Origin of the sequence: Grimontia sedimenti (assembly GCF_011045095.1) — a bacterium.
GTDB lineage: Bacteria > Pseudomonadota > Gammaproteobacteria > Enterobacterales > Vibrionaceae > Enterovibrio > Enterovibrio sedimenti.
In genome coordinates this window covers 1-15634 of record NZ_JAALDL010000006.1, presented here as the reverse complement: position 1 = coordinate 15634, position 15634 = coordinate 1, and the positions used below count along the sequence as shown (strand labels likewise).

At 50.1% G+C, this 15634-nt stretch carries 14 protein-coding genes and 1 pseudogene; 12 read left to right on the top strand and 3 right to left on the bottom strand.

Annotated features, from left to right (window positions below; translation table 11 throughout):
• Positions 1-136 precede the first annotated feature (136 nt).
• The 8 genes and pseudogenes from G5S52_RS09800 (at position 137) to G5S52_RS09765 (ending at position 8842) form a co-directional block, all read left to right on the top strand.
• On the top strand, positions 137-1126 hold the full coding sequence (locus G5S52_RS09800) for a sulfurtransferase (RefSeq protein ID WP_165013139.1): 990 nt from the start codon (positions 137-139) through the stop codon (positions 1124-1126).
• Positions 1127-1210: 84 nt separating this feature from the next.
• Positions 1211-3006 (top strand): annotated as a pseudogene (locus G5S52_RS09795) (FAD-dependent oxidoreductase).
• Positions 3003-3773, top strand: coding sequence for a heterodisulfide reductase-related iron-sulfur binding cluster (locus G5S52_RS09790; RefSeq protein WP_165013137.1), 771 nt, complete (start codon positions 3003-3005; stop codon positions 3771-3773). The pseudogene G5S52_RS09795 and the gene G5S52_RS09790 overlap by 4 nt, the downstream one beginning before the upstream one ends.
• Positions 3774-3966: 193 nt before the next feature.
• Positions 3967-4644, top strand: coding sequence for a TVP38/TMEM64 family protein (locus tag G5S52_RS09785; RefSeq protein ID WP_002538533.1), 678 nt, complete (start codon positions 3967-3969; stop codon positions 4642-4644).
• A gap of 150 nt (positions 4645-4794) precedes the next feature.
• Positions 4795-5895 (top strand): ABC transporter substrate-binding protein, encoded by a 1101-nt coding sequence (locus G5S52_RS09780; RefSeq protein WP_165013135.1) that lies wholly within the window; start codon positions 4795-4797, stop codon positions 5893-5895.
• Between the two features lie 5 nt (positions 5896-5900).
• A complete protein-coding gene (locus G5S52_RS09775; protein ID WP_165013439.1) occupies positions 5901-7604 on the top strand; it encodes an ABC transporter permease in 1704 nt (567 codons plus the stop codon).
• Entirely contained in the window at positions 7570-8232 is a 663-nt protein-coding gene (locus G5S52_RS09770; protein ID WP_165013133.1) for an ATP-binding cassette domain-containing protein, read from the top strand. Before G5S52_RS09775 ends, G5S52_RS09770 begins: the two co-directional genes overlap by 35 nt.
• Positions 8225-8842: a CDP-alcohol phosphatidyltransferase family protein gene (locus G5S52_RS09765; protein ID WP_165013131.1), complete on the top strand. Its 618-nt coding sequence runs from the start codon at positions 8225-8227 to the stop codon at positions 8840-8842. The genes G5S52_RS09770 and G5S52_RS09765 overlap by 8 nt, the downstream gene beginning before the upstream one ends.
• A 39-nt stretch (positions 8843-8881) precedes the next feature.
• On the opposite strand, the gene G5S52_RS09760 is transcribed toward G5S52_RS09765, so the two are convergent.
• Complete coding sequence (locus G5S52_RS09760) at positions 8882-9574, bottom strand: peptidoglycan recognition protein family protein (protein ID WP_368737465.1); 693 nt, start codon at positions 9572-9574, stop codon at positions 8882-8884.
• Positions 9575-9909: 335 nt separating this feature from the next.
• Here G5S52_RS09760 and G5S52_RS09755 point away from each other — a divergent pair, with 335 nt between their 5' ends.
• The 4 genes from G5S52_RS09755 (at position 9910) to G5S52_RS09740 (ending at position 14334) form a co-directional block, all read left to right on the top strand.
• Entirely contained in the window at positions 9910-10206 is a 297-nt protein-coding gene (locus G5S52_RS09755) for a PTS fructose transporter subunit IIB (RefSeq protein ID WP_165013129.1), read from the top strand.
• 5 nt (positions 10207-10211) lie between these two features.
• Positions 10212-12692: a phosphoenolpyruvate--protein phosphotransferase gene (ptsP, locus tag G5S52_RS09750; protein WP_165013127.1), complete on the top strand. Its 2481-nt coding sequence runs from the start codon at positions 10212-10214 to the stop codon at positions 12690-12692.
• Between the two features lie 225 nt (positions 12693-12917).
• Positions 12918-13880, top strand: a complete 963-nt coding sequence (locus tag G5S52_RS09745) for an alpha/beta fold hydrolase (protein ID WP_165013125.1) — start codon at positions 12918-12920, stop codon at positions 13878-13880.
• A 283-nt stretch (positions 13881-14163) separates the two neighbouring features.
• On the top strand, positions 14164-14334 hold the full coding sequence (locus G5S52_RS09740; protein WP_205743847.1) for a recombinase family protein: 171 nt from the start codon (positions 14164-14166) through the stop codon (positions 14332-14334).
• A gap of 258 nt (positions 14335-14592) precedes the next feature.
• Here G5S52_RS09740 and G5S52_RS09735 read toward each other — a convergent pair whose 3' ends face one another.
• Positions 14593-14853: a hypothetical protein gene (locus G5S52_RS09735; protein WP_165013123.1), complete on the bottom strand. Its 261-nt coding sequence runs from the start codon at positions 14851-14853 to the stop codon at positions 14593-14595.
• Between the two features lie 177 nt (positions 14854-15030).
• Positions 15031-15507 (bottom strand): hypothetical protein, encoded by a 477-nt coding sequence (locus tag G5S52_RS09730; protein ID WP_165013121.1) that lies wholly within the window; start codon positions 15505-15507, stop codon positions 15031-15033.
• Between the last annotated feature and the right edge of the window lie 127 nt (positions 15508-15634).

Below are 15634 nucleotides of genomic sequence, written 5' to 3'. Positions count from 1 at the left end.
GCATTTTGAACGCGATGCTGGCAGTAAGATTGGCACTTAAAACGAATCATAAAGCCGAGCATTCAGCATCCCGTTATTGATTTCCTTTTGCCCCTGAGAAGGCAGAAAAATTTTTAATAATCTTGGGAATTTCACGATGAAAAAATCGACAGTTGCAATCGGCGTTGTCGCTGCTGTTCTGGCAGCAGGTTATGTCGGCTACACCAGCATGTTCGGTGCAGAGGCGGTTCAGGTAAGCGCTGAAGTGTTAGAGCAGAAATTTGCTGAGTACGCGAACCCAGAAGCGTTTGTTTCTGCACAGGAAGTGAAGCAGATGATGGATCGCGATCTGGATGTGGTTGTGATCGGCGCGCTGAACCCAATGAAGCCAGATGCACCTATCGAAGGTTCATTCTCAATGTGGCGTCCTGATTACTCTGCAGCAAAAGACGCGTATGAGTTTGAAGGCATGCGCAACTCTGTCGAAGAAATGGAATCCCTGCTGAGCAGCTACGGTGCAACACCGGAAACCACCATTGTGGTTTACGCTGCAAACTCTCACCACGATGCAGCCCGCCTGTTCTGGCAAATCAAAAACCTGGGTCATGAAGATGTGCGCTACCTGGATGGCGGCCTGAATGCGTGGATTGGCGAAGGCTTCCCAACAGGCAATGCAAACCCAACGGTGACTGCATCTCAGTACAAAGCCCCTGCGCCACAAAGCGAAGAATCAGCACTGGCAACACTGGATATGGTTCTGGCAGCGCAAAACACCGCTGACTGGGTGATTCTGGATACCCGTGGCACCGCGGAATTTGATGGCAGCACCACAGTATCTGGCGCATTTGGCCCGGGCACGATCCCTGGCAGTGTTCACATCAACTGGACCAAAGCGCTGAACGACGACACCACACTGAAATCTGCAGAAGAACTGCAAGCCCTGTACGGCGACGTGATCAAAGGCAAGAAAGTGATTGCCTACTGTCAATCAGGCGTTCGTTCTGCACACACCATGATGGTTCTGGAAGAAGTTCTGGGTGCACAAGACGTCTACAACTACGACGGGTCTTGGATTGAGTACAGCTACGCACACTACGAACAAAATCGTGCGGATATTCCAGTGCAAAGCGGTGCGAAGAAAAGCTAATCAATGACTTACTCAGGCGCACTTGAGCACTGCGCCTGGGTAGGTACTGCCAAAAGAATTACATATACCGGAATCATAACAACAATGAACAATGTCATTTTTAGTCAAAAGCTCTACGACGCGGCACAACGCGTAGTAGACGGCTGCATGGGTGATGCAGACCCAGCATGCCAAACTGCATGTCCAATGCACACTGACGTTAAGCAGTACGTGCGTCTGGCGGGCGAAGGCAAGTATCAAGAAGCACTGGACGTGATCCGCGGTAAACTGTTTCTGCCACAAACGCTGGGCCGCATCTGTGCGCACCCGTGTGAGCAGGCATGTCGTCGTCAGACTGAATACGGTCAGGGCATCAGCGTGGCGGGTATCAAACGCTTCGTTGCAGAAAAAATGGATAACAAAGAGAACTGGGATCTGGCGGTTCTGAATCCAACTGGCAAGAAAATCGCGATCATCGGTGCTGGCCCTGCGGGTGCACAGACGGCGATTGAACTTCGCCGCAAAGGTCACGACGTCACGATCTTCGAAAAAATGGACGTGTACGGCGGCATGATGCGTGTAGGTATTCCTGAGTACCGTCTGCCACGCCATGTTATCGATTTCGAATACAGCTACCTGGATATGCTGGGCATCGAAACCAAGTTCGGTGTGGAAATCGGAAAAGACATCACATTTGAAGAACTGCGCAATACACACGATGCAGTGGTTCTGGCACACGGTGCGCACGTGGGTTCTATCATCCCGCTGCCTGGTCACCAGTCTGAAGGCGTATTCTCTGCGGTTGAATATCTGAAAGAAATCTCTGAAACCCGTGCATTCCCCCGCGCAGGCAAACGAGTAATGGTGATCGGCGGCGGTGACGTAGCGATGGACTGTGCACGTTCATCATGGCGTATCGGTGCTGATGAAGTTTACCAGTGCTCTCTGGAGGCGATGGAAAACTGCCAGCAAGCCATGTTGAAATCGAAGAGTCGCTGGAAGAAGGCGTGGTCTTCAATGCTGGCTGGGGTCCAATCTCTATCGAAGAGAAAGACGGTAAAGTGACCTCAATTACTCTGCGTCGCGTGCTGTCTATCTTCGATGAAAACGGCAACTTCGCACCAAGCTACAGCGATGAAACCCGCACTATCGAAGTCGACACTGTGGTATTCGCAACCGGTCAGCTGGTGGCAGACATCACTGACGGTGCGCTGGAAACTACCCGTGGCGGTCGCTACGTGGTCGACAAAGACACGCTGGCAACGTCGATGGAAGGTGTTTACGTCGCAGGTGACGCGGCTGGCGGTAACATCGTGATTGAGGCGATGGCACTGGGCCGTAAAGCAGCCATGAGTATCGAGCGTCAGTTCGCGGATCGTCCTCTGGAAGAAGGCCGCGATTTCCAGGCAGAGTACAGCTACAAGTCTCGTCTGGACATTCCATTGCCTAAAGGCACTACCGACGTCCCTCGTTTGCACGGTGAACTGCGTGATGCTGAAGTACGCAAGCGCGATTTCGCACAGGTTGACCTTGGTTTCACCCAAGAGCAAATCAAGCAGGAATCAAGCCGCTGTCTGCAGTGTACCTGCAAACTGTGTATGAGCGAGTGCATCATGATGAACGACTTTGGCGACTGTCCGAAGACTCTGTTCAGTGACTTCGTCAACAACAAAGAGATGGATCCACTGCTGGCTTACTCCTGTAACGCCTGTGACCAGTGCACCATCGTTTGTCCTAAAGATTACCCAATGAAGGATATCTTCCTTGGCGCGCGTGTTGACTTCGTGAATGCGAACAATGGCGAATCGCCAATGAAAGGTCACAAGGCAATCAACATGCACCAGAAGCTGGGCTTCTCGAAATTCTTCACAATGGCTAAACGCGCGGTAACCACAAAATGACCAATAAAGTATTCATGCCAGGATGCAGCCTGCCATCCTACTCGCCAGAAGGTGTCGCGGCGATTGCACAGCACCTGAAAAACGTGTTCCCGGAAATGGGTGCGGTTCAGAAATGTTGTGGTAAGCCAACTGCAGCGATTGGTCAGGCAGACAAATTCAAAGAGCGTTACGGCCAGTTGCAAGCTGACTTTGACAAGCTACAAGCAGACGAAGTGATCGTGGCGTGCCAAAGCTGCTACGGCATGATCAAGAAATCTGGTGGTACGCAAAAGCCCGTTTCTCTTTGGAAATTGCTGCCAAAGATCGGTCTGCCAAAAGAGCTGGTGGGCAAAGCAAAAGACAGCGACGTGGTCTTCACCATTCACGACTCTTGCTCAACCCGCTACGAGAAAGAACTGCAAGACGGCATCCGTTGGATCCTGAACGAGCTGGGTTACAAAACCGCTGAGCCAGAACACACCCGCGAAAATACGCGCTGCTGTGGCTTCGGTGGCATGGTTGTACCGGCTAACCCTGATGTGGCAACCCGTGTGGTTCAGCGTCGTGTTGATGAGTTTGAAACTGACCACGTAGTGGTTTACTGCGCCGCATGTCGTGCATCCATGATGGGTGTGGGCGCGAAATCTTGGCACATTCTGGATCTGATGTTTGGTCCGGTTGTGATGCAAGATACTGCGCCACCAGTGAACGTACTGGCTAGCCCTGCAAAAGCTTGGTTCAACCGCTACAAGTCAAAAGCTGGCCTGATTAAGTGCATGTCAGTGTGAATTAAGAAGCCGCCGGGTGTTGAGCGATACGCAGTTGTCTCCTGCAGTTTCGCCCGGCGAGTTTCTTGCCTTAAGAAGTCGTTCGGTGTGCTTTTAGGATGCGTAAGCCCCTAAGCAAACAAAAAGCGCACATTCAAGGCCGAACGCCTTCTTCAGGGAAAAGCAGAATTCTTTATTTTTCGGGTAAATACTCATGAAATTTCTAAAAATCGGTCTGATCGTTGCGGTTATCGCCGCTGTTCTGTTTGCAGCGAAACAAAGCGGCATTCTGGAAATCATCACTGACATCCAAAGCCTGCAAGCTTGGATCGCAAGCTTCGGCGCAATGGGTTACGTGGTATTCCTGATTGCTTACGTTTTCGCCTGTATCTTCATGCTGCCAGGCAGTGCGTTCACCATCGTTGCGGGTATCGTATTTGGCCCGGTTCAAGGCGGTATTCTGGCACTGGTTGCTGCAACCGTAGGTGCGTCTGCAGCGTTTGTTGTCGCTCGCTTCCTGCTGCGTGGCACCATCATGAAAAAGTTTGGTACTAACCCAATCTTCAAGAAAATTGACGATGGTGTTGCACAAAACGGTACCAGCTTCCTGATCCTGACCCGTCTAGTTCCTGTGTTCCCATTCAGCCTGCAAAACTACGCTTACGGCCTGACTGGTCTGAGCCTGAGCACTTTCGCACTGGTTTCAATGATCACTATGGCACCTGGCGCTTTCATCTTCGCTTACATGGCGGGTGACATCGCGACTAACGGCGTGTCGGCAATGTTGCTGGTGAAATTCGCGGTTGCGGGTCTGGTGCTGTTCGGCATGTCTCTGATCCCGAAATACATCGCGAAGAAAAAAGGCATCGATATGGCGGAACTGTCTAAATAAGCTTGCGCTGGATTTGAAAGTGAATATTGTATCGTCCCTTGCCGCGCGTAAGGGGCGATTTTCGTCTTTTTAACGCCCTAAAAATTTATAAAAACGAAGTAGTATGAAAAACCTTTTCACCGCACTTTTTTAGCGGTCACCGCTTTCTCAGTGTCTGCTACGGACACCGAAAACTGGCAGCAGATTGAAGCCGAGGCTGCCGGACAACATGTTTACTTCCACGCCTGGGGCGGTAATCAGGAAATTAACCGTTATCTGGGTTGGGCAAAAAAAGAGCTTAAGCGCCGTTACGATGTCACGCTTCATCACGTCAAAGTGACGGACATTACCGAAACCACCACGCGCCTGATTGCAGAAAAAGCCGCAGGCAAAGATCAGGGTGGCAGCGTTGATATGCTCTGGATCAACGGTGAAAACTTCAAATCCCTCAAAGATAACCAACTGCTGTTTGGTCCGTTTGTTGAAGACTTACCAAGCTGGCAGTACGTGGATCAGTCACTGCCTGTGACCGTGGATTTTTCTGAGCCGACAGACGGGCTGGAAGCGCCATGGGGCATGGGGCAACTGGTGTTTATCTATGACGAGGAAGAACTTGCGTCTCCTCCGCGTTCTTACGCGGACATGCTTAAATATGCGCAGGCTAACCCAAACCGACTGACGTACCCACGACCACCGGAATTTCACGGCACCAGCTTTTTGAAGTCTTTGCTGATTGAGCTGACATCGAACGATCCACGTCTGCAAAAGTCAGCCTCTGACACAGATTATGCAACTGTGACCAAACCGCTTTGGGACTATCTGGATGCGTTCCAAAAAGTAGCTTGGCGTGGTGGCAAGCAATTCCCGGCAGGCACAGCCGAAACGCTGCAATTGCTGGATGATGGTCAAATCGATTTGGGCATCACTTTCAACCCAAACGCGGTTTATGCTGCCCATGCCACGGGTAACCTTGCGGAAAGCACCAAAGCTTATGCAATGGACTTCGGCGCGCTGTCGAACATTCATTATCTGGCGGTGCCATGGAACGCCAATTCAACGGCTGGGGCGTTAGTGGTCATTAACTTTTTGATGTGTCCTGAAGCGCAATCACGCAAAGGCAATATCGATATTTGGGGTGATCCATCGGTACTGAAAACTGAATTCCTTTCTGGTTCGGCGAAAGAACACAAGCCGTTCAAATCAGTGCCTGAAACCCACCCAAGCTGGCAAAGTGCCATCGAAAAAGAGTGGCTACAACGCTACGGAAGTTAGGTTTGATGTTACGCGCGAGCTATCTGTTCATTCTTCTTATTTGCGTCCTGCCGACCCTGTTTGGGTTGGCGGGCGTTGCTGTCTCTTCTGTGGGCTACATTCCGCCACTCGACATGCAGCTCGTCTCGCTGAACGGATTTTCCCAAGTGTTCGATTGGGAAGGCGTTTGGCGCTCGATTGGCATGACGGTCTATTCCGGATTGGCGAGCACGTATCTGGCGTGTTTGCTAACATTTGCCATTTTGCAGGCAACCTGGGGAACCAAGTTCTGGCGTAAGGTCGAGGTTTCCCTTTCTCCGTTGCTGGCTGTGCCCCACGTGGCGTTTGCCATTGGTTTTGGTTTCCTGTTTGCCCCAACAGGGATGGGAATGCGTTTGCTGGATGTGGTTGGCATCAGTGCTGACCCGAACGCGTCTGATCTCGCGCTGCTGATCAAAGACCCGCACGCGCTTGGCTTAATCCTGATGCTGGCATTGAAAGAGGTGCCTTTCCTGCTGTTGATGAGTATTTCTATTCTCCAGCAGGTGAAAGTGAACAGGGTGGAAAAAGTCGCCGCGTCACTGGGCTATTCCCGTGCGGAGGCCTGGTGGAAGTGCGTGTTCCCGCAGTGGCTGTCTAACCTGCGTTTTCCGCTGCTGGCAGTGATGGCTTATGGTTTGTCAGTGGTGGATGTGGCATTGATCATCGGCCCGACCAACCCGCCAACCTTTGCGGTGTTGGTGTGGCAGTGGTTCAATGATCCTGACTTAGCACTGCTGCCACGCGCGTCGGCAGGCGCTGTGGTGTTGCTGGCGATCTCCCTCTTGCTGATTGGTGTTGCGCGTCTGATTGAATGGGCGGTCACCCAAGGCTTTAAGCAATGGCAATATGCAGGGCGGACAGGTTTCGCGTTACCGGGGAAAACCCTGTTTGTGGGGATGCTGACACTCTCGATTTCGATGATCCCGCTGATGTTGGTTTGGAGCGTGGCGCAGCGCTGGCGCTTCCCGGATTTACTGCCGAGCCGATACAGTCTGCGCTTCTGGGAATATGAGTGGGATTCCATTCTTGGCTCGATTGAGCAAAGCATCGTTATCGCACTGATTTCCGCCACGCTGGCTTTGGTGATGGCGTTACTGGCGCACGAATATCGCCTGCGTCATCGCATTCAGGTACCGGGTTACATCATTGCTGTACCAATGCTGGTACCGCAGCTTTCCATTCTGTTTGGCATGCAGGTTGCCACGCTGTACGTGAATGGCGACGCACACTTTTTCTGGGTCTGCTGGGCGCATCTGTTCTTTGCTTTCCCGTATGTCTATCTTTCGCTGGATGGCCCTTGGCGCAGCTATGATGAGCGTTTAACCCGCGCGGCGCTGAGTCTTGGTAAATCGCCACTCCGCGTATGGCTGAAGGTGAAGATGCCCATCCTGTTGCCTGCGATTCTTTTCGCCTGGGCAATCGGTATCAGCGTCAGTTTGGCGCAGTATCTGCCGACACTGGTGCTGGGTGCAGGACGCATTACCACATTGACCACGGAAGCGGTGGCCCTTTCCAGTGGCTTCGACCGTCGTGTCACGGCGATTTACGCTATTTGGCAGGCATTGCTGCCGTTCCTGTTCTTCTCGCTGGCGATATTGACAAGCCGTTTGCAGTTAACGCTTCGCCGCAAACCAATCAAAGAGTTGTTTCACAATGAGCTTATGTCTCGAAAACCTCGCCATTCGTAAATCCTCTGGCGAGGTGTTGTTTTCATCGCTGAACATGTGTGTAGAAAAGGGCGAAGTGCTGTGCCTGATGGGACCAAGTGGTTGCGGTAAATCCACATTGTTGGATACCGTTGCAGGTCACCTGTCAGATGAATTCGAATATTCCGGCTGCATCAAACTGAATGGCATCAAGCTTGATGGCATGGCAGCGCACAAGCGCGAAGTCGGCATTCTGTTTCAGGATGACTTACTGTTTCCACACCTATCTGTTTGGGAAAATCTGGCGTTTGCCTTGCCGGACGCCGTTAAAGGTGCGGAACGTAAAGAACGTGCGATGCAGGCGTTGAAAAACATCTCGCTGGCACAGCTGGCGAATTCTTTTCCAGATCAGATCTCTGGCGGCCAACGTGCCCGTGTCAGCCTGACCCGAATGTTGCTGGCTAAACCCAAAGTGGCGCTGCTGGATGAACCCTTCAGCAAACTGGATAAAACCTTGCGCAGTCAGTTCCGCGATTGGGTGGTTGAGCAGCTGAAAGAAGCCCATATTCCCGCGTTGATGGTGACGCATGATCTCGAAGATATTCCTCAAGGCAGTCAGCTTCTGAACTGGCCTTGGCACGCCACACAACAGGAGCGTCAGCATGCTTGATAGTTTTGGCATTAAAGTGGTGAAGCGCCCGCTGGCGATGTTTGCTGAGATGGTCGATGAGATGGGTGTTTCTGCCAATCAGGTGACTTTGGCAGGCTTTTGCATCGGATTTCTGGCTTTGCCAGCGCTGGCGATGCAGCAATACGAACTGGCGCTGATGTTCATCATGATCAACCGAATGATGGATGGACTAGATGGCGCGTTGGCGCGCATTCAAGGCATTACTGACGCTGGTGGCTTTTTGGATATCAGCCTCGATTTCCTGTTCTACTCGCTGGTGCCATTTGGCTTTATTCTGGCGAACCCAGAAGTGAATGCGGTGGCGGGGGCTTTCCTGATTTTCTCTTTCGTTGGCACGGGAAGCAGCTTTCTGGCTTTCGCGATCATGGCGAGCAAGCAGGGGATTGATGACCCGGTTTACAGCAACAAATCACTGTATTACATGACGGGATTGACCGAAGGTTCAGAGACGATTCTTTGCTTTATGCTGATGTGTATATTCCCTGCACATTTCGTGACGATTGCCTGTGTGTTTGGCGCCATGTGCTGGTTTACCACAGGCTCGCGCATTTATAACGGCTACCAGACACTTGCCAAGCAAATTCGCTGAGTTTGCAAGTCGCCCAACGACATGTTGGGCGATTTCATTTTAAGCCAGCAATTCCTCCCACGTTCTTCGGCCAACCGTGCCGTCGTCAACCAGTCCTTTCTTTCGCTGAAATGAAATTACTGCCGCTTTGGTGAGTTGGCCGAAATGACCATCAATAGTGAGGTCTATTTGCAGCTTTTCGTTAAGTAGTGCTTGAAGGTGAGCAACTGCGGCACCTTTGGCGGTGAGTTCAAGAATGGGCTGCTCAACCCGCTGCGGCTCACTGGCGGGCGCGTTTTTTCTGTCACCTGATTCGGTTAATCCCAACACGGTTTTATAGTCAAACGCCGGACAGGTTTTGGCGGAAACTTCACAGTGTCCGTGGAAGGTGAGTTGGTTTTCATAGGCTTTGTCGATTTCGCGACAGAGCGCGATAAGGGTGTCGAACTGGGCTTTGGTGAATTTTTCCTGCTTCAAACCATGCAGGCAAATCGCTATCGAACCCGTATTGTGGCCTTGCTGCGCGGCAGGTACCTCTTCCAATGAGCGGCCAGCCTCCAACTCGCCACTCTTTCGGATGAAATAGTGATAGCCCACATCCCGCCATCCTCTTTCAAGATGCCATCTCCGCATGGTTTCAATGTTGTCGTGTGCCTCTGAATCGCTGGCACTGCAATGCAAAAACACCCTATCGACAGGGCGCTTGGGTTTGGAAAAGTCCATGGTGATACCTATGTCGTTGATTATCGCCACGTCCTTGTTGAATTATTTTCTTCCTGATGCGGCCGTCGTAACGCCGCTATACACCAAGTATCGTAACGATTAGCAATGGAAGGAATATCACAGATGCGACTTGATGAGCGATTGCTAAAGCTGAAGCCGAAAAATTGCTGAGTGTAGAAGAACGGAATCAATGTCGCTTTTTTCCAGAACCGGCCAAGAAGCTGCCGCACTTTTCGGCTTGGTGATGCATTTCACACATCGATTCGCATGCGACTTTTGTCCAGTAAATGTTAGTTATTTCATCTATTTGAATGGGTGTGAAAGGCATAGCATGAGGGCATCCGAATCAAACAAAAAGCCATGCTATGAAAATTGTTGCCATCACTGCCTGCCACACAGGTATCGCCCATTGCTACATGGCTGCCGACCGACTGGTTGAAGCGGCACGCACCCTGAATATTCAAATAAAAGTCGAAACCCAGGGCGCAATGGGCATCGAAAACAAAATCTCCGAACGCGAGTTTGATTCCGCGGATCACATCTTGTTGGCTACTGAAATTACCCCCTCTGAAAGCGACCGCTATGCGGGAAAAACGCTCACCATCACTTCGGTGCAAGAAGCCATCAATCACCCTATTGCCCTTTTGAAAAAATTTAAGTGAACAAAATGAAAAAAGAAGTCGCATTTACCTGTGAGCTGCCAAACGGCATTCATGCCCGCCCTGCAAATCATCTTGAAGCAGTGTGTGCCCAATTCAAAAGCTCCATTACCCTGAAAAACCTGCGTAATAACAACGAAGGTTCAGCAAAAAGCGTCCTGTCGTTAGTAGGCACTGACACGCTACTCAATGACCCATGCTCCATGCTGATTGAAGGCGAAGACGCAGAAGCCGCGTTCGACGTGCTGGCGAAATACCTTCACAACGAGTTCCCGCACTGCGACGAAGAGCTGGTGGTGATGGATGAAGGCGAGGTGACGCTGCCACAATCGCTGATGCGTCATAACCCGACACTGGTGAATGCGAAACGTCTGTCGGCAGGTATTGGCAAGGGTAAACTGATTCGTTATAGCGAAGTGGAACTGTCACTGTTCGACAGTGCGGTATCAGCAATGACGTTTGATCATGCGAAAACTCTGGTGACAGAGAAACTTCTGGATCAGGCTGAAAGCGCATCCGGTCAGGAAAAAGCGATCATCGAAGCGCACCTGAGCATTCTGAAAGACGAAGCGCTGAACCATTCTGTGATGACGTTCGTTGAGCAAGGCGAAACGCTGTCTAAGGCGATTATTCTTGCGGTAGATGTGATTTGCGAAAGCCTGTTGCAATCATGCTCTGACTACCTCAAAGAGCGTGTGTTGGATATCAAAGACATCGCACTTCAATTGCTGGTCGCTGCCCATCCTGAGATGAATATCTCGACGGAATTTACGCTGACTGAGCCTTCGATTGTTATCGCAAATGACCTGACGCCAAGCCAGTTCCTGGGTCTGGATCGCGAGCACTTGAAAGGTCTTATCCTGACACAGGCAGGTTCTACTTCTCACACTATTATTCTTGCCCGCGCGTTTAATATTCCGGCGGTTTCCGGCGTGGCAGTGGCGGAATGTGCTGCGCAGGAAGGTGAATTGATTTATCTGGATGGCAGCTTGGGTGTGGTAGCTCTGGCACCGTCTGAGCATGTAGCGACCTACTTTGAACGCGCCATCTGGCTCGCCGAGCAAATGGCAGCGAAAGAGGGCGCATTTACTCATCTCTCCGGTAAAACCCGTGACGGCAAAGAGATTGAAATCGCTGCGAACATTGCTTGTACCGTTGAAGCTGAGCCGGCTTTCGCAAAAGGTGCTGAAGGCATCGGCCTGTTCCGCACTGAAATGCTGTTTATGGACCGCGCGACGGCGCCAGACGAAGACGAGCAATTCAACGCTTACAAAACAGTACTGGAAGCGGCAGAAGGCAAGCCAGTGATTATCCGCACTATGGACATCGGCGGCGACAAGCCTATCGAATACCTGAACCTGCCACACGAGCATAATCCGTTCCTTGGGTATCGCGCCGTGCGTATCTATCCGCAATTTATCAGCCTGTTCCACACCCAAATCCGTGCCATTTTGCGCGCCGCACCTTTTGGTAAAACCAAGGTGATGATCCCGATGATCCAAAGCATCGAAGAGATCCGTTGGGTGAAAGCGCAGATCAACACAGTCAAAGCGCAAATGGAACAAGACGGTGTGGCTTATGGTGAGTTCGAACTTGGCATCATGGTCGAAATTCCGTCTGTCGCCTTCATCATGGATCAGTTCTGTAAGGAAGTAGATTTCTTCAGCATTGGTTCCAATGACATGACCCAATACCTGCTTGCGGTTGACCGTGACAACGACAACGTCGCGAAGCTCTACAACAGTCTGGCACCGTCGTTCCTGCGTCTGCTGGAAGCTGTCGTCAGTGGTGCACACGCGCACAACAAATGGGTTGGCCTGTGTGGCGAATTAGGCGCTAACAAGAAAGTGTTGCCACTGCTCGTTGGTGCTGGATTGGACGAGCTCAGCATGGCAGCGCCAAGCATTGCGACCACCAAGGCGCAATTGAGCCAACTGGATGCCCAGCTTTGCCGTGAGCTTTTCATTCAGGCTTGCAACTGCGCGACTATCGAAGAAGTGGAGCATTTGCTGGAAGCGTTCAGCCGCTCACAGGAAGACAAGCCGCTACTAGCCACCGAATGTGTGCTGTTGGATTGCGATTTCAACTCTAAGGAAGAAGCCATTCAAACGCTAGTGGGCAACCTTGGTATTCAAGGCCGCACCAATTTGGTGGGAGAGTTGGAAGCTGATATCTGGGCGCGTGAAGAAGTCTTCACGACCGGTCTGGGTAATGGCTTTGCGATTCCGCATACCAAGTCAGACAACATTGTTCATTCGTCGATTTCCATTGCCCGCCTGAACAAACCGGTGCGTTGGAGCGATGAAGAAGACGGCGAAGTAGAGTTCGTGATCATGCTGACCCTGAATAAAAACCAGGGCGACCAGCATATGCGCATCTTCTCCGGCCTTGCCCGCAAACTGATCCACGAGAATTTCAGAAACACCTTGAAAACGATGAATACGGAAGACGAAATGATCGCCTTCCTGACGTCAGAGCTAGCATTATAAAAACAAAGTAACTCAAACACCCAATCAAACGGGTATCTATTCGCCGCTCCCTACGAGCGGCTTTTTTGTGTTGATAGGGTGGGGTAGTGTAGGAGATAGAATGTGACGATCAGAAGTTTCGGCAAGTAAACTTTTAGCGTCTGATGAATATACTGAGATAAAGAATGGGTGCCTAACACTGCGTTCAAGGCTCATGGTGCAGACCAAATTACTCAAGGATGAGAAATGAAGAAACTAAATCTGTTTGATAAGCTCAATGCTGCCTCACTGCTGCTGGTCTCTCCGGAATGGCCTAAAGTGAAAGCAGCTCAAAAGAGAGCGCAATCGTTTGAAAACCCTGTTGTCAATATACCGCTGGAAATACGAACTATCGCCGGGCGAAAAATTCGCTTGGCAGAAGCAGGCCCCGTTGATGCACCAACAGTTGTTCTGCTCAGCCCATTTCCGGCTAGTATCCTCAATTTTGCCGGTTCTTGGGAATCGCTCACTGCCAATTTCAGAGTCATCGCAATAGATTTACCGGGTTTTGGTGGCTCTGAAGGTGATCGTCATGATATGACGCCAAGCGCACAAGGAAATCACCTTGCTGCAATCTTTGACGCTCTTGAACTGAACGACATTCATCTTGTCGCTCCTGATGTAGGAATGGCCTCTGCCCTTAGTTATGTGCTCGACCACGAACACAGATTAGCCAGTATGGTGATAGGCCACAGTATCGGTAATCCCAACCCAGTAGAGCTTGGTTTTATGATCGGTATGCTGGCTAAGTTTGGTTTCATGCGAGCCACTAGCGCGCTGCTAGGTGCTGGTCCACTGATCGCGTATTCCGCCAAGATTGGGGCTGTGCGGCATCAAGCCAGCGCCGTTGAAATTGACGATTATAAGAGAGCCTATGCGGGTAGGGCGCCTGAAGTCATACATTGGTTTAAAGATTTTTACGCAAAGTCAGAAGCCATTGCGGCACGTCTAAGTGAAATTCAGATCCCAACATTAGTATTTTGGGGCGAATTAGATGTGCTATTTGATGTCAGTAATGCAGAACGTATCCATGCAGCACTACCGAATAGTAAACTACATATTCTCCCCGAAGCAGGTCACTTTTCATGGGCAGATCAACCGCAAATGTTCGCCTCAATGATTGAGAGCTGGGTTGTTAATGAACACAAACAGATTGATATCTCTGCTTGAGTTTCTTCAATTAGCCCGTTGTTCTGGCGTAATAAGTGCCAGTCTTTCTGATACGGAAAACCATGAAGTTTGGCTTGTTGATGTTAACCAGTCTTGCCCTAATAGCCTGCAGCACTCAGCCAAACTTTAACTCCGAAGCAAATTACCAAGCTGGCAAGTTCTGCAGTTCAAGCTCATGATTGGGGAAAAGGCGTACGCATTGTCAGCATGGACGTACCAACCAACCAGCTAGCAGGCGCTCGTCAACAACGTCCTCACCCACAATGACCCCATCATCAAATCTGTGCTCGATGCTATCGACAATATGCCGATTGAGTTGATGGCTGCCATTGTCAGAAAGGACTACGAAACAAGAAGAGAGCACCAACGCCAGGGAATAGAAGCTGTTAAAGCCAAGGGTAAATACAAAGGCAAGCAACCCGACACCGAACGGCATCAGAAGGTAAAAAGCTAAAGAGAGAAAGGCCTCATCCTATGAGACGTTGCATAAGCGACCGACTTTAGCCGATTGTAGATGTGTAGGATATTGGTTAGCTGATTTTTGGACATTTCTTCATTATCATCTGCCTTATCTACCCCTATTTATAACGTCGCAATAACGGGCGCTTACCAAACCACCCAAACTGCTTTAATCCTTCGTATTCAGGACACTTTGAAAAGCTGCCGCATTGGCAAAGCGTCCCGTTCATAGCCTTGTTATGACAAAAGCTTGCTAACCACCAAGGATTGCTCTCAATGCGATGGCTTGAGGCACATCTGATAATGTGCCGAGTAATGGATACTCACTTTCACCTGCACCATGGGTCTCCTGATGCAGTCGATACGCGACTTGCAAAGACTCAGCTTCAAGTGCTTGCCCTGATAACTCGAAACCTTGCTCTAGGAGTTGAGCTTGCTCAGTTTGGAAGGTCTCTGTTCCTACTTCCAGGTGTATAACTACTGCGTCTTTTGACAAGAATTGATAAGTTTTCATTCGTCACTCCTTTGGTTAAACGGGTTAGTAAAAGAGTCCAAAAGAGACGATTCTTTGTTTCATAACGTTAGCATAACGGGCGTTTACTAGCCCAAACCGATTTAAACACCTAAATCACGGCATTTCTATGAAAAAAGCGCCACGAGTAAACGTCCCTCGTTCATGCTCTTGTTATATTCAATCTACACTCAAAACCTCCCTGAAAAACCTCGCTGTCCATAGCAGTAAATCTGATTCATTAGCAGATACCATCCCACCCTTCTCGTACACATAGCGGTTATCAACAAAAGAGCTCTCGATACCAGATAAAATCAACTCAAGGGACTCACATGCAACATTGCATTGATGGTTAAAAAACAATGTACTCAGCTCATATTGCCTATCTTTGGGAAGTTGTTTGAATAGGCTTCCAAGTCCATGTCCTCTTAGGCTACTACTCGCGAACTTCTTCGTGATCTGAGCACTTCCGATTTCAAATACAATCCTATCTTCTGATAATGACATTATTGATTTGATAAATAACTCAATTGAAAAAGCCAAGTTTGAATTGTAAGCAAACCTAAAGCTATTAACTTCAACTGCCATTTCCTCTGCCAATTCAGCAAGTTTCAAATACCCCAGGGCTGTTCTGTAAACTTCTCTGTTTGCTTTCATTAATCACTACTAGTCGATGTTCTGAATATAACGCCCTGTTAAGGTGTGAGCAAACGCAATACTAATGCCGCCGCATACCACCTTAAACACTAAACGCAACGCATAGCAAAAATGCCACGCGTTGCGA